At 38.1% G+C, this 20,942-nt stretch carries 20 protein-coding genes; 8 read left to right on the top strand and 12 right to left on the bottom strand.

Annotation, left to right across the window (positions count from 1 at the left end; translation table 11 throughout):
• Window position 1: 1 nt before the first annotated feature.
• From flaI to L6E24_RS10690, 8 genes are all read right to left on the bottom strand, one after another.
• Window positions 2-1,864 carry an archaellum flagellar ATPase motor FlaI gene (gene flaI / locus L6E24_RS10725; protein WP_257741971.1) on the bottom strand — a complete coding sequence of 621 codons (1,863 nt, stop codon included), beginning with the start codon at window positions 1,862-1,864 and terminating at the stop codon, window positions 2-4.
• Window positions 1,865-1,949: 85 nt separating this feature from the next.
• Complete coding sequence (arlH, locus tag L6E24_RS10720) at window positions 1,950-2,699, bottom strand: archaellum protein ArlH (RefSeq protein WP_257741970.1); 750 nt, start codon at window positions 2,697-2,699, stop codon at window positions 1,950-1,952.
• A gap of 13 nt (window positions 2,700-2,712) precedes the next feature.
• Window positions 2,713-3,177, bottom strand: a complete 465-nt coding sequence (locus L6E24_RS10715) for a hypothetical protein (RefSeq protein WP_257741969.1) — start codon at window positions 3,175-3,177, stop codon at window positions 2,713-2,715.
• 78 nt (window positions 3,178-3,255) lie between these two features.
• The gene (locus L6E24_RS10710; protein ID WP_257741968.1) at window positions 3,256-3,756 is read right to left on the bottom strand and encodes an archaellin family protein; all 501 of its coding nucleotides are present in this window, start codon (window positions 3,754-3,756) and stop codon (window positions 3,256-3,258) included.
• Between the two features lie 42 nt (window positions 3,757-3,798).
• Window positions 3,799-4,611, bottom strand: a complete 813-nt coding sequence (locus L6E24_RS10705; RefSeq protein WP_257741967.1) for a hypothetical protein — start codon at window positions 4,609-4,611, stop codon at window positions 3,799-3,801.
• Between the two features lie 267 nt (window positions 4,612-4,878).
• Complete coding sequence (locus tag L6E24_RS10700) at window positions 4,879-6,882, bottom strand: hypothetical protein (RefSeq protein ID WP_257741966.1); 2,004 nt, start codon at window positions 6,880-6,882, stop codon at window positions 4,879-4,881.
• Window positions 6,883-6,979: 97 nt separating this feature from the next.
• Window positions 6,980-7,624, bottom strand: coding sequence for a flagellin (locus tag L6E24_RS10695; RefSeq protein WP_308219122.1), 645 nt, complete (start codon window positions 7,622-7,624; stop codon window positions 6,980-6,982).
• 11 nt (window positions 7,625-7,635) lie between these two features.
• Window positions 7,636-8,232: a flagellin gene (locus tag L6E24_RS10690; protein WP_257741965.1), complete on the bottom strand. Its 597-nt coding sequence runs from the start codon at window positions 8,230-8,232 to the stop codon at window positions 7,636-7,638.
• A gap of 792 nt (window positions 8,233-9,024) precedes the next feature.
• Here L6E24_RS10690 and L6E24_RS10685 point away from each other — a divergent pair.
• The 3 genes from L6E24_RS10685 to L6E24_RS10675 are packed head-to-tail and all read left to right on the top strand — an operon-like array spanning window position 9,025 to window position 11,489.
• Window positions 9,025-9,978 (top strand): glycosyltransferase family 2 protein, encoded by a 954-nt coding sequence (locus L6E24_RS10685; RefSeq protein ID WP_257741964.1) that lies wholly within the window; start codon window positions 9,025-9,027, stop codon window positions 9,976-9,978.
• Between the two features lie 53 nt (window positions 9,979-10,031).
• Entirely contained in the window at window positions 10,032-10,826 is a 795-nt protein-coding gene (locus L6E24_RS10680) for a hypothetical protein (RefSeq protein WP_257741963.1), read from the top strand.
• Window positions 10,827-11,489, top strand: a complete 663-nt coding sequence (locus tag L6E24_RS10675) for a PHP domain-containing protein (RefSeq protein WP_257741962.1) — start codon at window positions 10,827-10,829, stop codon at window positions 11,487-11,489.
• Here the strand turns inward: L6E24_RS10675 and L6E24_RS10670 are convergent.
• The gene (locus tag L6E24_RS10670) at window positions 11,486-12,553 is read right to left on the bottom strand and encodes a carboxylate--amine ligase (RefSeq protein WP_257741961.1); all 1,068 of its coding nucleotides are present in this window, start codon (window positions 12,551-12,553) and stop codon (window positions 11,486-11,488) included. The genes L6E24_RS10675 and L6E24_RS10670 overlap by 4 nt on opposite strands.
• Window positions 12,554-12,879: 326 nt before the next feature.
• Between L6E24_RS10670 and L6E24_RS10665 the strand changes: the two genes are divergently transcribed.
• The 5 genes from L6E24_RS10665 (at window position 12,880) to L6E24_RS10645 (ending at window position 18,105) form a co-directional block, all read left to right on the top strand.
• Entirely contained in the window at window positions 12,880-14,163 is a 1,284-nt protein-coding gene (locus L6E24_RS10665) for a glycosyltransferase (protein ID WP_257741960.1), read from the top strand.
• Window positions 14,160-15,176: a glycosyltransferase family 4 protein gene (locus L6E24_RS10660; protein WP_257741959.1), complete on the top strand. Its 1,017-nt coding sequence runs from the start codon at window positions 14,160-14,162 to the stop codon at window positions 15,174-15,176. Before L6E24_RS10665 ends, L6E24_RS10660 begins: the two co-directional genes overlap by 4 nt.
• A gap of 47 nt (window positions 15,177-15,223) precedes the next feature.
• On the top strand, window positions 15,224-16,060 hold the full coding sequence (locus L6E24_RS10655; protein WP_257741958.1) for a glycosyltransferase family 4 protein: 837 nt from the start codon (window positions 15,224-15,226) through the stop codon (window positions 16,058-16,060).
• A gap of 101 nt (window positions 16,061-16,161) precedes the next feature.
• Entirely contained in the window at window positions 16,162-17,772 is a 1,611-nt protein-coding gene (locus L6E24_RS10650; RefSeq protein WP_257741957.1) for an IS1634 family transposase, read from the top strand.
• Complete coding sequence (locus L6E24_RS10645; protein WP_308219121.1) at window positions 17,773-18,105, top strand: glycosyltransferase family 4 protein; 333 nt, start codon at window positions 17,773-17,775, stop codon at window positions 18,103-18,105.
• A 36-nt stretch (window positions 18,106-18,141) separates the two neighbouring features.
• Here the strand turns inward: L6E24_RS10645 and L6E24_RS10640 are convergent, their stop codons facing one another.
• The 3 genes from L6E24_RS10640 to L6E24_RS10630 all read right to left on the bottom strand — a co-directional run bounded on the left by L6E24_RS10640 (window position 18,142) and on the right by L6E24_RS10630 (window position 20,717).
• The gene (locus tag L6E24_RS10640; RefSeq protein ID WP_257741956.1) at window positions 18,142-19,164 is read right to left on the bottom strand and encodes a glycosyltransferase family 2 protein; all 1,023 of its coding nucleotides are present in this window, start codon (window positions 19,162-19,164) and stop codon (window positions 18,142-18,144) included.
• A gap of 47 nt (window positions 19,165-19,211) precedes the next feature.
• A complete protein-coding gene (locus L6E24_RS10635) occupies window positions 19,212-19,358 on the bottom strand; it encodes a hypothetical protein (RefSeq protein ID WP_257741955.1) in 147 nt (48 codons plus the stop codon).
• Window positions 19,359-19,592: 234 nt separating this feature from the next.
• Window positions 19,593-20,717 carry a Gfo/Idh/MocA family protein gene (locus L6E24_RS10630; RefSeq protein ID WP_257741954.1) on the bottom strand — a complete coding sequence of 375 codons (1,125 nt, stop codon included), beginning with the start codon at window positions 20,715-20,717 and terminating at the stop codon, window positions 19,593-19,595.
• Window positions 20,718-20,942 lie beyond the last annotated feature (225 nt).

The following is a 20,942-nucleotide window of genomic DNA, read 5'->3' as shown; positions in this document are numbered from 1 at the left end:
GCTATACCTCGATTTTAATTAATCCCTGCTTCTTTACCTTTGTCATCATATGATAAAGGTCCCAGAATCTGGTGTAGCCCGCCTTATTTAGTCTCTGAAGAATTCTTGCCCTCTTCTCAACCTCAAAATACATATCCGATTTTTTGTTGTCCGGAATTCCAAGAAGAGTTGCAATCTTATTTTCAAGGAGATAACTGCTGCCTTTTCCGGGAAACTCAAACTCATCCGTTACCGGGTTCCAGATAAACATTGAGACAAAGGAGAAACCACCGGATTCAGGATCATAACCCACAAGTTCGTTTACGCTCAGCATTCTCCTTACCATACTGCCATCAGATCTTCTGACTGCACTCTGAATAATAACGAGATTAAGATTATCAACATGCGTCATAGGGATGCTTATCGGTTCACTGCAGAGACGCTGTATGAGCTTTTCAACCGATGAAGCGTGGAAAGTGCTCATGACAGGGTGGCCGGTCTGCATCGCACCAAAAGCGACAGCTCCTTCTGAACCACGAATCTCACCGACGAGGATGTAATTAGGCCTCTGACGAAGAGCTGCACGCAGAAGGTCAAACATTGTAACCTCACCGCTTGCCCCTTCGCCCTTTCCTTTTCCTTTGGAGACTTCTCTGGTCCAGTTTTTATGCGGGACCGTAAGCTCAGGAGTATCCTCAATTGTTACAATCTTGGATTCTGGCGCAATGAAGGTGGTAAGGGCGTTCAGGCTTGTCGTCTTCCCGCTGGCAGTCTCTCCGCTCATGAAGAGGGACATCCCAAATTCAATGCAGATCCAGAGATAGCCGGCAACCATGTAATCAGTCGTCTTCCAGTCAATTAACTGAACAATACTTGCAGGTTCTTCTGAGAATTTACGTATGGTAAAATTACTGCCATGCTTTGATACTTCAGTACCATAGACGATATTGATACGTGAGCCATCCGGAAGTGTGGCATCAACGATGGGGTTTCTGTAGGTGATCGGCCTTTTTATCCTCTCTGCCATCTTAATAACAAAATCATCAATTTCCTCAGAAAACTTGAATTCAACAGCAGATTTAAGCCCGTTAAATATTTTATGTTCTATAAATATAGGGCCGACACCATCACAGGTGATATCCTCAATATAAGGGTCAGAAAGAAATGGTTTTAATATACCCATCTGGATCTTGTCCCTTATCATCAGGTATTCTATTGAACGGTACTCAGCAAGTGAAAGAATTATCTTTCCGTCTGATGTTACCGGAATTTTACTTTTGAGAAGAGAAACCATGTCATCTTTGGATGAAAAGTCTTTATTCAAAAATCCGATTAGCTTATCTTTAAGGCTTTCTGCTTCACCATGAGCGCCGCCTGTCAGTGCAGAGAGGTTTTCATCCGGAGATTTGATGTAGGTAACTTCCTTAAGCACCCTCGTTAATACCTCTATTCTCTCTTCCTCTGTGACAGGATCCTCTTCTAAGACATCAACTATATCAACCAGTTTCTTTTCAATGAGAGGCATTGCTTCGGCAACTGAATGCATAAAAGAGGGTTCAATTGGGATGTAATAATTTCGTACATCATCCTGATCTGCAAATATATGAATAAAAGTGAATTCATCCACAGGATAGATGATATTCGGGTTGTCCATCCCCTTCAGTTCTCTTTTTAGTTCTGAGAAGAAGAGCGGGATGCCGAATAAATTTACAGGAAATATCTGGAGATATTCAAGGAGGTGTGGACTCTGTGCAACATATTCCTTCGCATTGGCAGGAAGCATCCGGTAGAGTGCTGATGATTCGTAATCTGAATAGATGTCATCATCCTCATCCACTTCTTCCGGTTTGAATGGAAGGTTAATATTTGCACTCAGTGAACTCATGTATTACCTCCACATATATGCATTATATGCCTGCTCCGTCTCCGGTTTCCAGATCCGTCCTTTGCATATTATTTTCATGTATGCCTTATACTCTTGCAACTGACATCGGAATTATCTTCATTCCATATCCGGGGTGAACTTCAAACGATACAACATTTCCTGTGGTTTTTCTCGCACCCCTGACTTTAATAACTTCCATAACCATGACATACTTATCCCCCACAAGGGCTTTTTTCATGAACAGGTGCGCATCACAGATAGACCTGATTCTTACAAGTGTATCCTCTTCAAAGGCATACGTATGCAGGGTGATCAGGATTGTCTTTCCATGGTCAACAAGATTTTTGCAGTTTGTTAAGAATGCAAGGAGATCTGTCTGGGACGTGGACTCAGTCAGGAGGGTCAGTGAATCAATGACTATGACATCTGCATCACTGCTCTGGATTTTGTGGATAATTCTCTTAAGTACTCCCTGCATCTCTTCCTCACCCCATTCAAACCCGATTGTGTGCATAGGATATATCCTCAGGTAACCCCAGGCATAATAGTCAGATATGTCAAGGCTCATGGAGTTCATCTGGTTCAGGAAACTTTTGGAGGTGTTCTCTGAGGTGTAGAGGTCCACGCTCAGACTGGCTTTCATTGCACCCCAGATGATCTGCTGGGTTATCACGCTCTTTCCTGTATCATTTTCACCTTCAATCAGGGTCAGGGATTCAAGCGGCAGACCATCGGCAAGTTTCTTGTCAAGCTCCGGATTTCCGGTTGAGAGAATCTGCCTGTCACTGCCTCCGATAATATCGCCAAGTGATCCCCTTTCTTCATCTTCAAACATCTCTGCCACCTCATTATATGTATGCTGACACTGAAATCCCGTTTGGCGTTGCCATTTTTGCCCATATGGGAGCATCGCCGGTGTATGTTATGTTTACCTGCATCACTTCATCCGGGTCAAGAAGGCCGGGGTTGATTATATCCGGATTTATGGTGACAATACTCCAGCTGCCCGCGCCCATGGAGTAGTATATTGGAGGGTTTGTACTTGAATTGACTGTGTACATGTCAATGTAATCAAAATCTTCAATTATTGTGCTGCCGGTATTTTCAATCTCCATTGTGAGATTTCCTTCCGAAATATTGGCTGAATTTATTGAGAGTGATGTCCTCAGCCGTAATTCCTGCTGGTTCACCTGATCTGTCTGGGCATATGATACGATCTGGGCTGTGGTAAGCACTACTCCTACAAGGAAATAGGCAGTAATTATCAGCATTATCAGAGCAAATGCAGTTGCAATAAGTGAAGCGCTTGCCATTGTTATCTATCGTCTCCGTAATCTTATGAGAGATCGCCTCAAAGGCGCTGCAGTAAGTGAAACATCTGCCATTGTTATCTACCCGCTGGTGGTATATGTCCGGGAGACTGTTACACCGTTTGGAAGGGCCAGCTGAAAGTAGAGATAATTGCCTTCACCGGCAGGAATTGAAGCAGAATTGATCTCTATTTCCAGGGTTTCCCTCTGGTCCCAGTAGTTGTTCTCTGTTGTTTCGATAACTGAATAGCTCCATTCACCATCGGCAGGTGTTCCGTCCGAATTAAATATGAGGATATCATAATCACCCTCCTCTCCAAAAAACACATCTGACATATCAAGGTTTGATTTGGCCACTCTTGCAGAACCGATATTTTTTATCCAGATTTTAGCGGTCGGATTTACGCCAAATGTATTGATTATCTTAATTTCGGTTCGCATACGTTCATCTGCCGACTGTGAGGAGTCACTGAATGTTGATGTTGCCTGATAGATTACCGGAAAGAATGCATTGACAAGCACTGCCGCAGCTACTATTGCTGTTATCAGAAATATTGCAGTGGCAAAGGTTTCGCTTGACATTATCTCTACCGGAAGATACAGGTACTAATGTATCCGGATATATTAAATCTCTTCAAGCATATCAATCCAGTCCTCTTCAATTGCCTCTTCCTTCGACCGGCCTTTGGTTTTCACGAGATCTTCAATGCTCTTGTTGTCCATCATGACATCTATCATCTCTCTGTCAAGGGATGAATCATCAGGATATAATATTCTGTTTAAGACGTATAGTTCGGCTACAAATTCTTCAGAACCGATCTCGTGGTATTCACCTATTGACTGCGGCATGAGGCGGGCAATGTCTTTGATCTGTGAACAGTATTCATCTGAGACATAGCCCATTGAGCGGTACGACTCCATCATTATTTCCATTCTGTCATGGCCGTACTTTTTGACCATGCGGGCAGTCCACTCAAATATTCCGTGAAGTTTCTGAAGTTTCGGCTTCTCCTTTGCCTGTTCTGAAACTTCCGGTGCATTCCGCTTAATGTCATCTATCTGCCTGTGCAGTGCCGCGAGGAGATCATCATCTTTTAGTGATGCTGAGAGGGAATCTGTAAGATTTTTATCCGGAAGTCTGGCAGGACTGACTAATTCGTCACCAGGGATTGCCGGGAGGGTCTCTTCCGGGATTTCCTCTTCTGCTGCCGGGAGTTCGTTCTGCCTTGGGGGGCTTTCTATTGCACTCTGAGAGTAATTGCTGAGAATGAAGGGGTTGTCAAGCTCGTTCATTCTCTCTCTTAAATCTATTAATAACTTCTTTACAGATTTTTTAAGGAGGTCAACCTCATCCTGGAGATTTTGTAGTTTTACTTCAGGATCATCCGCCGAGGCTGTGTTTAGAATGTGATCTACCTGCGACTGGTTAACTGCCATGCTAAGGAATATATTTTTCTATTATGGTTTAAAGCTTTATTGTTAGTGGCCGGAGGAAATAATATAAGATAATTTTCTTGGACAGAGAAATAATCAGAGTATAATTAATGATTAATATCGAGATAATTTCTCACATGAGATGCCGGTCAGGCGATAAGATTGACTTTATGGTTGTACAGTAGTGCACTTAGTCATTATTGAAACCATTTATTTTCTGAATATAACATTGTTTTCAAGTCGGAAAAAAGGATAGATATATTATAGATATTAAACATCATGGACAATGATAAAGTTGTCATAGAGATTTTCCACAAACGGGATCCAGAATGAATATCCATTGAATTTTACGGTTGAATATAAAAAGAGCATCACAAACTGCCACGCAAGAGGAATTGATACGAGCAGTACTACTGATACAATAAACCAGTTCACTGATATCTTTTTTAATTCCACCAGGATGAAGACAATTATGGTTACGACCACCATAAGATAGACAAGCTGCATGAAGAAGGTAGTATATCCTGCATACGCTCCGCCATATGGCTGGATGAAAATCATTGCAAGGATTATAGCCGGAACTATGGTAAGGGCAGATGTAATCATTGTAAGAGCAGTTTTCCTCTCATTGATAGTTTCAGTATTTCTGTTTTTGTGGAAAACCGAAAATACACCAAATATACCAAGAAGTCCCATTGGGATGTATGCCGGAGTCATGTAACGGATGTCCGGGATTACACCGTGGCTGTGATTCATGCCATATATCTGATTGAAGTAGGCTGCCCATATTGCCGCTACTGCAAAAAGGAGGAATATTATGAGCGATATGTCCGTATCTGAGAATATGGACTTATTCCTGAAGTATAACACCGGAAGAATCACAATCCCAATAAACAGAAGCGGGCAGACAATACCAACACCGACGTTGCCGGATTCAGGCCTTAGAAGAACTCCAAATATATCATAGACAATTGTATTAACCTGAAATCCCATCTGATTCTGGACGATATTTACAAAACTGTCAATTCCACCTGATGGTGCCGGGACTGAATAAGAAACATTATTGACAATATTGCTTCCGATTACATTCCCATTGCCATCCACTGCTGAGAGATGCTTCTGGAGATATACGTAAAAAGTCGGTACAAGCGGGTTTCCGGTGACGTAGAGATTATTTATGAAGAACGGAACTGCACCGAGAACTGTGAACATAGGTGCAAATATCTTCAGCCTGAAGAATTCAGAGCGGTTCTCTTTTTTGTAGAGATTATATCCAAGATAGTATATCAGCGAGAACACAAATACCGCCGCACCCACCTCCGGGCGTGCCCAGGCGAGCATACCCATGAAGAAGAATGCACAGAATGCATCTATTCCCTTTTCCGATTTTATATATCTAACCATAAAGAGTATAACAAATGCTGTGAATGCAATGGTAATCATATGATCCTTGCAATTAGCTGCCCAGAACATATATGATGAGCAGGACATGCAGGCAATTGTTCCAAATACTGAGTACCAGTCATTTTTAAACATATATCGGCAGATGAGAAATATTGCCACCGCTGTAAGTGCAAAGAAAATGTGATTAGTAAATACAACTGCCGCAACTTCCTGCGGTGAATCCCACGTTCCAAATTTGAATGGATAATAGAGCAGTATATTCAGGAGCATAAATGCAAATGCTGTAATTATCAACGGCCATTTTAGAGACAGTTCACCTACCCTGAGCCATTTTTGCCTGTATTTCTCGACCAGAAATACCATTGCAATTGGTATTAAACTCCAGAGCAGAACTATGAAAAACCTGAATTGTTCACCAAAGAGGCTGAAGAGTTTTAGTGCCGGAAGGGAGAGGATTGGGAGCATTAAAGTGTAGCCAAGAAGGTTATCTTTGGAATCAAAGTAAGCCCCAGGAGTTCCATTCAGATATGTCCCATATTTTCCTTCATTCACTATCAACTGCTGTCCTGCATCAAGCTGATTTAACTGATTTACTGTAATCCATTCATCATTAATGAAAATAGCAGGATTTGAAAAAGACATAATGAAGAAAAGTGACAGGAAAAATACAATAATTACAACAATATTCTGATTAAGAAAATCTGAGATTCTGCCAAAAAACGTTTTATCAGAATTGTTTACTTTAGTATTTACATCCAATTCTCCCATATCACCATCTAATTTTTTGACATTATCAGCCAATTTCTTGACATCCTTTTCAGATAGATTAATATTATTTCCGACAACCAATTTTGATTTTCGTTTTGACATAAATACCTCTAAATATTGAAATGATAACTACTAAGAAATTAAACTTAATTTTAAAAAAAAGTAATTGGTTATTTATTATTTATTAATCCTGAGAGGATTAATAAAGAACATTTACAGCTTTTACTTCAGCCGGAGCAGTCCTTTTAATTCCGTATGATGCTCCAACAGATGGTTTAATTTCAAGGTTGAAATTTTCATTCGCTACAATTCTCTCATCTTCAGACGAATGACCATCACTAATGTGAGCATAAATGGTAAACTGCTTCTGGTTTTCGAGTAATGCACCACCATCACCATCTGCATTGTTTATTTCAATAATACCCCATTTAAGTGCAGTAATAGAACTTTTATCACTAACAACATTCGTGGAAGTACTGGTAATTTGACCAAGCCTGGTTAAATCTTTAATTGTTCTGTCATTCTGAAATACAAGAGTAGTTTTCGCAAGATCTACAGGAGTACCACCTGCGGTCAAACCAAGAATAAACTGAACAGCATTTATCCTTTTATTAGTCGTTGAAGTATCAGCAGATATTCCATAAACATCACCTAATACTTCCATACTTGAAGATGCCATATCAACACTGGAATAGACAACTTCCTGTGACTTCTGGGTTGTGAAGAAACCAGCACCGAGAACCACATATGAGAATACTGCAGCGACTACGACGAATGCAATCAGAACAATTGCAGCCTCAAGACCGGTAAAACCTTCATCTGATTTTATTATTTTTTTCATCATTTACATCACCTTTAATAAAGAGCATTAACAGCTTTTACCCTCTCAGGCACAGTTCTGTCAATTGAATATGCAGTACCTACAGCAGGACGAATACTGAGAATAAAGTCATTATTTGCAGTTACTTTAGAAGGAAGCCTTATACCAAGAACAAACTGTTCCCTACCTTCAAGCATCAAACTACTTGGATCTTTATCAGAGTCACGGTTATTAACAGTAAGTACTTTCCAATCACCCTCTTCTGTAGGCAGTGTTGTACTTACTGTACTACTGGGATTACCAAGACTTGTGACCTCCGTCTTTGTAGTAAATGACATAGTTGAATCTGAGAAATCAACAGGTGAACCGCCAGCAGTGAGTCCTACAGTAAAACGAACGGTATCTATACCTTTTTCAGTAGTTTCTGAAATACCATACACATCACCCATTATCTCGATACTTGAACTTGCCTGATCGACACTCGTATACACAACTTCCTGTGATTTCTGGGTTGTGAAGAAACCGGCGCCGAGCACTACATATGAGAATACTGCGGCGACGACAACGAATGCGATAAGCACAATTGCGGCCTCAAGACCGGTAAATGCTTCATCATTTCTTATTTTTAACATTACTATTCCTCCATTATAATTCCATTTCGAGAGACTATTGGATCCCTCCAATATCTATCAATAGTTATTAATTACGGCATAGCATAAAAACTTATTTCATTGAACAAAAAAATAGTGAGCCGAAATTTACGTGATCAACATAATAAAACAAATGTTGGGAAATAATATTTCGACCTAAAGGAAATTTAAGAAACCATATTTCCACAAATGGCAAGTCAGCGGGACACCCGCAGATCATACGCAAGCTGAAATAATCCCTACGGTAAATCAATAGCCAACCAATATATAATACCTCCTGCGAGACAATATGAATTACCGCAAAATCGCAAATATAAATTCCTGATTATGAAATGAACCCAGGTTTCATAAAAACCGATCTAGACTTTAATTTCCAAATAATAAACAAAATACAGAGATATAGAAAAAAAGACCAGATGCGCCAAAGGTAAGAAGTCACCCGCCCGCCCATCGCAAATATCTGCTTATGTGAGGAGGTGATAAGTTGTTTCATTGAGCAAGAGGGCATCTGATTAAGCGAGATATTGTCAAAATGGTATTATTATTACAAATACTCACTAAAGTTACATAAGATATATCCGGCATTAGACTTAGTCAGAACTGGCCTATAATTAATATCAGCAGCACAAAAATAAAGTACAGAACATAGAACCAATAAATAAGAGTCAAGGATAAAATAAATCTCAGAAATATGATGAATCACAGAACGGACACATATATAAACCCGCTATCATTACATTATATAACAGAACCAAAGGAAATAAGTCCAGAGATATGTATAAAGAAAGAAAAATCGGAGTTGTTGTTCCGGCATACAACGAGGAATTATTAATTGGCCCTACGCTTGAAACTATGCCGGAGTTTGTTGACCGGATTTATGTGGTCGATGACTGCTCTACAGATAATACAGCAGAGTGTATTGATGAGAGTGCTCAAAAGGATTCAAGGATATTAAACATCCGGCACGAAACCAATTCAGGAGTGGGAGCTTCGATTATAACCGGATATAAAGCCGCGCTTGCAGATGATATGGACATTATTGCCGTTATGGCCGGAGACAACCAGATGGATCCAACATTTCTGCCGGAATTATTAAACCCAATCGTAACTGAGAGAGCAGATTATACTGTAGGAAACAGGCTCATCAATGAAAAATTCAGGGCCAATATGAGCAGGTGGAGGTTTGCCGGGAATGCAACACTGACACTTCTGACAAAGATTGCATCCGGATACTGGCAGATGATGGACCCACAGAATGGTTATACTGCAATATCAAAGAGGGCGCTCGAGACGATACCACTTTCACAGATATATACCAGATATGGCTACTGCAATGACCTTCTGATTAAACTGAATGTCTTTGGTTTCAGGGTGATCAATGTACCGCATCCTGCGAGGTACGGGCTTGAAAAATCGGGTATTAAATACAGTTCTTACATTGTAAAAGTGTCATGGCTACTCTTCTCCGGATTTTTGTGGAGGATGAAGAATAAATATGTTCTGATGAGTTTTCATCCTCTGGTATTCTTTTATTTCTTCGGTTCTGTATTTACTATTCTTGGATTCCTTGGAGGACTTGTAAGCCTGTATGAAAAGTTTATACTTATGAATAATGTACTCTTTGTTCATGGTGGTCTGGCGCTTCTTGTATTCATGCTTGGAATGATGTTTGTTCTCTTTGCAATGCTTTTTGACATGCAGCAGGAGAGAACAGGTGGATGGTACTAAATTCCACAACAATTAAATTCTAAATCAGATTAATTTAAAATACGGAATGAAATATGGCCCATGATTTTACCCTCAAAAAATATAGTGAACTATGTTTGGCCTTAAAAAAGAATTATTCAATCATTACTCTTTTTGAATACGTAACAAATTATCAGAATTCCCAAAATAGAAACTTACTATCAGACGAAAAAATCTGTATTCTTAGACATGACGTTGACAGAAATGTTAAAAGTGCGCTTAAAATGGCAGATATCGAGCACAAACTGGGAATTCGTTCTTCATATTATTTCAGATACCCTTATACATTCAAAAAAGATCAAATTATAAAAATTAAAAATCTTGGTCATGAAGTAGGATATCATTATGAAACCCTGAGTAAAACAAGAGGAGATTATAATAAAGCAATAACATTATTTGAGGAAGAGCTGAATGCCTTCAGGGAGATATGCGATATCAAAACAATCTGTATGCACGGAAGTCCCCTATCGCCTTATGATAACCGGAATCTCTGGGACAAGTATGATTATAAGAATTATGGAGTTATTGGAGATGCATATCTATCAATATCTAACGTCAGGTACTTTTCAGATACAGGAAGAAACTGGAATGGCAGGAATTCATTGAGAGATAATTTATCAGGGACTTATCAGGAATTCAGAAATAAGGATTCGCTTAAATCCACAGACAATCTTATTTCATACCTGCAAAATAATTTTGATTCAGATGTTTACTTAACTGTTCATCCTGAAAGATGGGCATATAATATTAGAAGTTTATTTATTTCAAAAGTTACTGATTCAGTATTTAATTCCGGGAAAAAATGCATCAAAGTTGCCAGGAAATCATAAATGATTAAATTTGATCTGCACATCCATAGCAAATATTCTAATGATTCATTGCTCCCCCCTGAAAAAATTTTGAAACAAGCTGAAAAGAATTTCCTCAATGTTATTGCAATAACTGATCATGATACCATAAAAGGTGGAATTGAGTGCAGGAAGATATCACAGGATAAAATCCTGGTAATAGTTGGCTCTGAAATCTCAACCGAGTGTGGCGATTTGATTGGCCTATTCTTAACCGATGAAATTAAATCCAATATTTTCGGAGAAGTTGTTGATGAAATCCATGGACAGGGAGGTGTTGCATTACTTCCTCATCCATATAGAAGAAAAAAATTTCCAGATGACATAGCTCTTAAATCAGTAGACATTATCGAAGGGATTAACGGGCGTACATCATATGAATTAAATTATAAAGCATTGGTTCTTGCTGATAAACTGAATAAAACAGTCGTTTCCGGTTCAGATGCGCATTTTTCCTTTGAGATTGGCAGATTATATTCTGAATTTTCAGTCGAATTCAGATTTGACGAAGCGTATATAAAAGATCTCTTACTCAGAGGAAAAGATATCAATATTTGCAATGAATCAACCTGTTTTCCGCATTATATTCAAAAGTCTGCTATGTTAACGAGTTATGCCATCAAAAAATGGAATAGCCTGCGCTAATGATATCTGCTACAATATAACTCTTTTAAGCCCATTTTGATAAAGTTTAGTGTAGGCATTGGATCATCCAGAGACAAAACATCATCAGTGAAGGGGCAGGTCAAAAACTCTTTAATTAAGGCAGGATTTTTTGTACTCTTTATTTCCTGGAAGATGGCAATTATATCAATAAATGCATTTCTGGTTTTAATTCCTGTTTTATAACTCATTACTGGATTTACATCTCCATCTACTGACATCCTATATAACAGATAAGGAAAATCTACTCCGGATAATACTGCCTGATTTACTGAACCCCAGAATCTTGGATTTACTTCCATTATAACGGGCTTACCCTCCTCTGTTAGTTTAAATTCAACCATGGCTATACCATGCCAGTTATAGCTTTTGAGCAGATCAACTGCAATTTTCTCCATCCCAGAGTTTCTGACGCTTACTCGACAGGTACTGGGTCCTCCGGAAATTGGATATTCTCTTAATCTTTTATGGGTAAAAAAAGCGCGTAGATCACCATGGTTGAATAGAAGTGATACCCCATAGCCATCTCCTTTGACATATTCCTGAATAATTGGATAATTCTTATTATTCAGATTAAATTTAGTAATTGTATCTTTAAATGTTTGTATTAATTCTTCAGGACTTTTAGCATACGACAAACCAATACTGCTTGACGATTTTCTGAGTTTTATTACAGCCGGATAATCAATCTCTTTGGAAATTTTCCTCAATGATTCTAAATCATCAGGATGATAAGTTTTCGGAACAGGAAATCCCATATCATACGCATTTTTTAAGAAAATACTCTTATTATTTACGGAATCAATGGTCTTATAATCCATAAAAGGAACAGCTGTATGCTCACGGAATTTATCGAGATATTTTGTAACTACATAAGTATCTTCCGAATGAACTGGGAGCAAAACATCAATATGATTTTTTTTCAATTCAGATATTAACTTCTTTACAAAATCCTGTTCTTTAATAGCAGGATCAGGATAAGTAATATTATTCCCGGAGTATTTGGAATAAGAACCAAGGGAACCGCTCTTTTTTTCAGCCGACATTACATTTACTCCTTTTTTTCCTAAACTCCGGATAACTGTAAGAGCCTTTAAACTGTTTGAAGATGTAATCAGGGCAGTCACTTAGTTATTATTTATTATCTAAAAGATAGATAATTAATTGTAGTACAGTTTCAAAAAAATATTAATTTACTATCCATTAATCGACACAGCATACATTTATACACACATATGTTGTCCATGGTACATAATTACCAAAAAATGATTAATACAAAATATCATTTAATCCAGTATAAATTGAAAGAGACCATAAATAACACCACATATTTTTGATTTAAGAAAGAAATTCTATATTTTATGAAGATAACATGACAATTAAAATATTGATTATTTCAAGCAATTATCCCAGAGTTCATAATGAAACCATGGGCTGGTTTTTGCATGAAATTCCAAAAAGGCTTGATAAAGATCAATATACTATATATTCACTTACACCCCATTGCCATAAATGCAGAAGAATTGATTTTTTTGACGGGGTTGAAATTCACAGGTTCAGATATTTCATTCCATCATTGCAGAGACTTGCATATGGCTCCGGAATTGCAGGGAATTTTCATACAGATCATCTCGCAAAGATACAGGTTCCTTTATTTTTAATATCTGAAGTATTATCTGCCCTGAAATTATGCAAGGATAAAAAAATACAGATTATCCACACCCATTGGCTTCTCCCCCAGGGTCTTGCAGGTGCTATATGCAAAAAATTAATTGGAGTTAAGCATGTTGCAAATATTCATGGAAGTGATATAAATACAATATCAAAATCAAAATTCCTGATTAAGGTTGCCGGATTTATTGTAAAATATTCAGATATAGTAATTGCAAACAGCAGTTATACTAAAGAAAAATTATTGTCAATATGCCCCCAAGCAGAGAGCAAATGCAAAATCATTCCGATGGGCGTTGATTTGACAAAATTTGATCCCAATATAGAAAATATCCAGAATGACAAAAAAAATATTCTGATTCACAGGGAAAATATTCAACAATATTCAGAGTATAATGATTTAAGTTATTTGCCAAAGGGTTCTAAACCAGTTATACTAAGTATTGGTCGGCTGATTGGCTTAAAAGGTACCGAATATTTAATCCAGTCTATAATATATTTAACCAAAGCCTTCCCAGAAATAATTATAATTATTGCAGGAATAGGGCCTGAAAAAGAAAGACTTGAACAATTAGTGCAGAAACTTAAATTATCAGAAAAAGTTGTATTTAAAGGCTTCATATCTCATGAATTAGCAATTGAATATTATAAATTCTCAGATGTTTTTGTGCTTCCTTCAGTTAACCTGAATGGGCAGACCGAAGGTCTTGGAGTTGTTCTCCTGGAGGCCATGGCCTGTAAAACTCCTGTTATTGGGAGCAATGTCGGAGGAATTCCGGATATTATCAAAGACGGCCGGAATGGTTTTTTAGTTCCGGAAAAAGATCCGGAAGCTATTGCAGGGAAGATAAAAATTATCCTTGATAATAATGAACTTAGAGAGAAGTTTATTACAAATGGATATACTACCGTTAAGGAAAACTTTTCCTGGGATATCATCCTAAAAAAGAATGAAGAAATATACAGAAAACTGGTTGAATCATGAAAGTTGTCTTTAAGCAGGTCAGGGGTTATTCCGGAGTTGATGTATGGACAGAATCACTTGCATCTGAATTAAAAAGACAAGGCATAGAAACAAATCTCTCATACTTTCCTGATTATGTTGGATACCTGCCATATCTTGCTAGGTTTACAAATAAAAAAGAGGATTACGGAACAATTATTCATGGCAATACATGGAACGGCTTTGCTTTTAAGGGAGAGAATCCTCTTGTTTTAACAGAGCACCATGTTGTTCATGATCCATCATTTGAACCAATGAAGACGGCAAGACAAAAGAGATTTCACAAATTAATTTATAAATATGAAAAAATAAGCCTCAATGCAGCGGACAAAGTAACATGTGTCAGCGAATATACAAAAAAAATGCTTGAGAAGACTTTTGGGTATTCTGATGCACAGGTCATCTATAATGGTGTAGATCAAAATATTTTCAGACCGATTGAAATTAATCGTGAAGCCTTCTATAAACAGCTGGGACTTAGAGGAAATGAGAAAGTGTTGTTGTTTGCCGGAAATCCAAGTAACAGGAAAGGTGCAGACCTGTTGCCTAAGATAATGGATCGTCTTGATGACTCTTATGTTCTTTTAATGACCGCCGGACTGCGTGAAGGATTATTTTCCGGAAATAAAAAAATAATCTGCGTTGGAAAAGTCAGCTTGGAGAAACTTGTTATCTTATACAATTTTTGTGACGCTCTTATTTTCCCTTCACGTCTCGAGGGATTTGGACTTACTGTAGCTGAAGCAATGGCCTGTGGTAAACCAGTGATTACTACCAATGGTTCAGCTTTGCCTGAGCTGATTGTCGATGGAAAAGGGGGTTTTCTTTGCGAAATGGACAATATTGATGATTTTGTATCAAAAATCAAAACAATTTTTGACGATGAGAAACTTATGGAAGATATGTCTGAATACAACCAAAATTGTATTACTAAAAAGTTTACTCTGGATAAAATGGCAATGGAGTACAAATTAATTTATCAGAAATTATTGTAGCTTTCAATCACAATACTTTTAGACAGTAAACATACCAGGATATTAATATGAAAATAGGCATCATTGCAGAGACTTTAAATACACCATCAACCGGAATAGGTAATTACACAAAAAATCTGATTAATGACCTGAAGAATGTTGTACCAAAAAAAGACAGCATATACCTTATAAACCACAATAAAACTGCCTTTCCTCCATTTCAGGATTTAATTATTCCAAATTACTTTCCCATAGTAAAAACTTATTCCTGGTACCCCTATGTTACAAGAAAAATCAGAAAATCTGACATTGATATTGTACATAATCCTACACAGACCCCCACATTTTTCAAATTTAAACAAAAGTATATTCTCACGGTTCATGACATCTCTGTATTTACTAACCCGGAAACCCATACTATGAGTCGTGTTCTCCTTCATAAGGTCTTATTCCCTAAAACACTAAAGACAGCAGATAAGATAATTGCAGTTTCAAAACATACAAAATATGAACTTATCAAATATTTTAATCTACCAGAAGATAAAATCACAGTCATTTATGAAGCTGCTGATAGCATTTTTAAACCATTAAATAAAGAGGATAAACAGACAATTGCAGATAAATATAACCTAAATTATCCATTTATTCTTTACGTGGGCACTCTTGAACCAAGAAAAAATATATTTGCTCTCATAAAAGCATTCGAAATTATAATTAATAAGAATATTAATTACAAGTTGGTTATAGTCGGTAAGAAAGGTTGGAAATATAAGGAAATATTTGAATATATTCAAAAGAAAAATCTGCATAAATCTATTATCTTTACCGACTATATTCCATATGCAGATCTTCCAGGCCTTTATAACCTGCATTCCCGGAAACACATAACCCACTCTGAAATCTAACTCCACATTTTTCTTAATATTCCAAAATACTCCCCAAGATCAAACCGATAGTTTTATAATCGTTATGTGTTAAATAACACACATAACGATTAGGTGTTTACATGGTCGCAATAGTTCACCAAACAGACAAAAGATCCGGGATAACCTATGCTTACCGCTCTGTATCATACTGGGACAAGGAAAAGAAACAGTCACGTGCCAAACGTACCCTTATTGGGCGTGTAGACAAAGAGACAGGTAAAATAGTCCCCACCGATGGACGCAACAGGAAGAAAAAAGAAGGTAATCCGCCTGTGAAACGTAATACAAAGAGGGTTGAGGAAGCACATCGTTCATTCTACGGAGCCACATATCTACTGGATGCTATTGGTGAGAAATTAGGTCTCATTCAGGATCTGAAACAGTGTTTCCCCGACACATATGAGCAAATCTTATCCGTTGTGTACTATTTAATCCTTGAAGACAGCACTCCGCTATACCGTTTTGAGAAGTGGGGACTCCTGCATAAGCATCCTTATGGCAAAGACATCACCTCACAACGCAGTAGTGAACTGTTTTCCAGCATTACCGAGGCAAATAAACTACAGTTCTTCAGACTTCAGGGAAAGAGAAGGATGGATAATGAATTCTGGGCTTATGATACAACATCTCTGTCCAGCTATTCAGAAACCCTCAGGCAGGTACAGTATGGTCGCAACAAGGAGCACGACAAACTGGCACAGCTGAATCTTGCTCTGGTCTTTGGACAGGAGTCCAATCTCCCTTTCTATTACAGAAAACTCGCAGGTAATATCCCGGATTCAAAGACCATTACACGCCTGCTTGAAGAGCTGGATATTCTTGATCACTCAAGAGTTAAACTGGTTCTTGACCGGGGCTTTTACAGTGAGGTCAATATCAACAACCTGTTTAAGAATCACGTGAAGTTCCTTGCAGGTGTCAGAATGTCTCTGAAATTTGTCTATGGAGAACTTGATGCAGTCTATGACACTTTTAGGAGCTTTGAACGTTACAGTGAGAATTACGAACTGTATTACCAGACTGTCCGGACCACCTGGAATTATACAAAAGAGCGTCCTTACAAAGGAGATACTCTTCAGGAATCACGCCGTCTTTACATCCACTATTTCTACAATATTGACCAGGCAGCCGAAGATGAGAAAAACTTCGACCGAAAGCTAATCGCACTAAAAAAGGAACTGGAGTCAGGAGAGCGTGTTCCAGGACACGCTAAACTTTACAAGCAGTACTTCATTACCAAAACAACACCCAAGAGAGGAACAAAGGCACAGATTATTGATGAAAATGTCATCAAAGCCAAGCGATATTTTGGGTTTTTTGCTCTGATTACTAATGAAAAGATGGATGCAGTAACTGCTCTTGAACTCTACCGCAACAAAGATGTGGTTGAAAAGGCCTTTGGAAATCTCAAAGAACGCCTGAATATGCGCCGTACACTCGTTTCTTCAGAACAGAGCCTTGATGGGAAACTGTTTGTGCAGTTTGTGGCACTGATCTACTTATCTTATCTCAAAAAGCAGATGCAGGATCATAACCTTTTCAGGAATTACACATTGCCTGGTATGTTGGACAAACTGGATGTCATCGAGTGTTTTGAACAACCAGGAAAATCTCTCAGAGTGGGTGAGATACTCGATAAACAGGAGCAGCTGTACCGGGACCTGGGGGTGACACCACCCACATCGTTATGAGTGGGCGGGAATCCAGGTTATAACTGTGCAGATCTTTTTGTTTATCCTTCTAAATACGAGGGATTTGGTCTGCCCCCATTGGAAGCTATGGCATGCGGCTGTCCGGTAATTACATCCAATATATCTTCTCTGCCAGAAGTAGTAGGAAATGCTGGATTACAAATCAATCCCAACAATCCTGCATTATTAGCAGAAGCTATGTCTGAGATACTTAATGATGATAATTACAGAAATGATTATGCCCTAAAGGGTCTTGAGAGAGCAAAACAATTCAGCTGGGAAAAATGTGCAAAAGAAACCATGAATGCATATCTCGAAACACTTAATGATTAAATGAAAAATATTACTTCCCACAACTTAAAATAACATTCACTTATCTCCAACAATATTAAATAAAGGATCTTTAGAATTGCGATAGGATCTAGAGATTTTCTGAACTTTTGATGAAATATTTTGCCCAAATATTGCGACAAAAATCGACCAGTATAATGAAAGCAGAAATATCTGTCTTGGGTTTAAAGAGAGACCTTTTACTATATTTCCAAATGCAAGTTTAAAATTTCGAATTTTTAAATACTCCATTCCACCTGAAAAATAGATTGAACCATAAATTACCTCTTTATTTATTTCAATCTGCTTTAGATTATCTTTTTGATGGATAAAATTTCCAATATTAGTAAAAAACCAGTCCAGAATTCTAAGGTGTTCAGCAAGATACTTATATTTCTCAGAACTGCTTTTTGCCTCATCATATATACGCAATTTTGCAAGAATTTTAGGAAGATAACCAATTTTGTAATTAACCATTATTCGTGTCCAATACTCCTTATCCATTGCAAGATGATATGAAATGTCAAAATAGCCAATTTCATCAAAGACACAAGTCCGGAAAAAAACCGCAGGCTGGGGGATATAAAACAGATTAGACAAATAATTTTGAAGATCTATCTGACCAGTATGAATTACTGACATCAAAGATCCTTCACGATTTATGTGGAGAGCATCGCCATATACCATGACAATGTCTGGATTCTTTCTGAAATAATCAGCTACCTCCATTAAAGAGTTTGGGTAGTAAAGATCATCTGAATTCAGATAACCAATGATGTCTCCTGTTGCCATATTACATCCTTTTTTTATTGCATCAGTCTGACCACCATCCGGTTCACTAACCCAGTATTCAAGTTTTTTTCCATATTTCTTTATAATATCCACACTTGAATCGGTTGAGCCACCATCAATGATAATATACTCCAAATTTGGATAATTCTGATTTAAGACTGATAATATTGTCTCTTCAATAAATTCTCCCTGGTTAAAACTTGGTGTAATAATGGTTATTTTTGGATTACTGCAATAAAATGGCATTTTTCCTCCACAAATATATCCCACATTCGGACATTTTCAAATTTATACCATTACAATAAATTAGATCTAGACTATACAAATGGTACATATTCGCTCAATTCGTATTTTAAATCCCTGTTTCTTTCCCCAATTATTTTAGCAGGGACTCCCCCCACAATTGCATAAGGAGGTACATCCTTCGTAACAACTGCTCCGGCAGTGACAGGATGGGCTGGCATCCCTTCTGTGCCCGGACTGGTTCTTTTGTTGTTATGGAAATTACAAAATGTGTGCGTCATGGAATTTCAGAAAATTGGAGAAAAGTCAAATTTATTTGCCTCAAGTGTCAAACTTAGGATAATAACCATCCATTCATCAAAGTATTGCATTTAAGCAGACAATCATCCACCAGTAAATTAGTATTATATTTTCCCTTTAAATTTATGAAACAAACACACTCTATTTTCCGGAACTCAGGATATTACACGATTAACCTTCTCGGCAAACAAGAGATTACCAAGGCCCTCCTCAGGCGTTACCGGGAAAGGCTTCCTCTTCTCTGAGCACTCAAGGAAAAGACTCAGCTCCGTCTTTAAAGGCTCAATCTTTCCTACCATAACTTTCTCAATGATGTTCTCCTGATAATACCTCTCAGCCTCAATCTGGTAATTCTCAGGCTTCCAGTAGATGTACAGCTCCTGCGTCATGAAATCACCCTGTAACGTGAATTCCTCTTCTTCAATGTGGATTGTCCTTATTTTCCTTGAAGACTTCCGGCTTGCAGAAAGATAAACCGGAGTATTATGCAGAGGATAGGTATAGGCATCATCCTGCTCATGCACCCCTTGCATACCTCCCCGGATACCTTGCATACTCTGCATACCACCAACCTGTGCACTCTGCAGATTATGACCACTGTCATACTGCATCATCAGAGAACAGACATCAAAAGTCCCGAAGGCCTCAATTCTGTCAGGCTGGCCAAAGAGTGAGTGCAGGACTATGTCAATATCATGGATCATCAGGTCCTCTACCACAGAACTTCCCGTAACCCTTGCTGAAGCCGGATTATGCCTCTTGATTTCAACATAAAGAGGGTCCCTGATTATCTCTTTGATCTCTTTTATGATTGGGTTAAACCTCTCGATATGACCCACGCCGACTACCGGACCTCTAAGATTACCAGTATCGTTAATGCTGCAATCATCATTATCACTGTTGCGATAATAATTGCCACAAATGCTATCATCACCGTCACTATTACCATGACCCGGAATAAGACTGATAAGCTCCCTTGCAGCCTCAGAGTTATGGCATATCGGTTTTTCGATTAAGACATCAGTGCCCACGTCAGCACTGAATATCTCCTTTGCAACGTCAAAATGGTAGGGTGTGGGAACACAGAGACTTACGGCATCAACCTTTCCCAGGAGTTCATCCAGCGATGATGTGGCAATACCCTCATTCTTAGAAGCAACCTCTCCGGCAGCCTTCTCATCCGTATCATAAATATAAAGGCTGTCAACCTTTTTAAGTTCAGAATACACACGGGCATGATTCCTGCCCATCGCCCCCGCACCAATTACTCCGACATCCATATTATTACTCCACCAATAAACCACAATATATTTAAATTAAATTTGGCAAATCTACCAAATTATATCAAACTCTTCCTGATTAATATATAACATCCCTCATTTATGAGGCTATTTCTGATTTCAGCAATTATCTTTGAAATAACTCATATATTTAGCAATCAATGTCCAAAATATTCTGACAATAACTCCTGAAAATATTACTAATTAATTGGTATAGCCCGCATA

This window comes from Methanoplanus endosymbiosus, assembly GCF_024662215.1.
In the GTDB taxonomy this organism is placed as follows: domain Archaea; phylum Halobacteriota; class Methanomicrobia; order Methanomicrobiales; family Methanomicrobiaceae; genus Methanoplanus; species Methanoplanus endosymbiosus.
The sequence above is the reverse complement of the archived record's forward strand: the minus strand, read 5'-3'. Positions and strand labels throughout refer to the sequence as shown.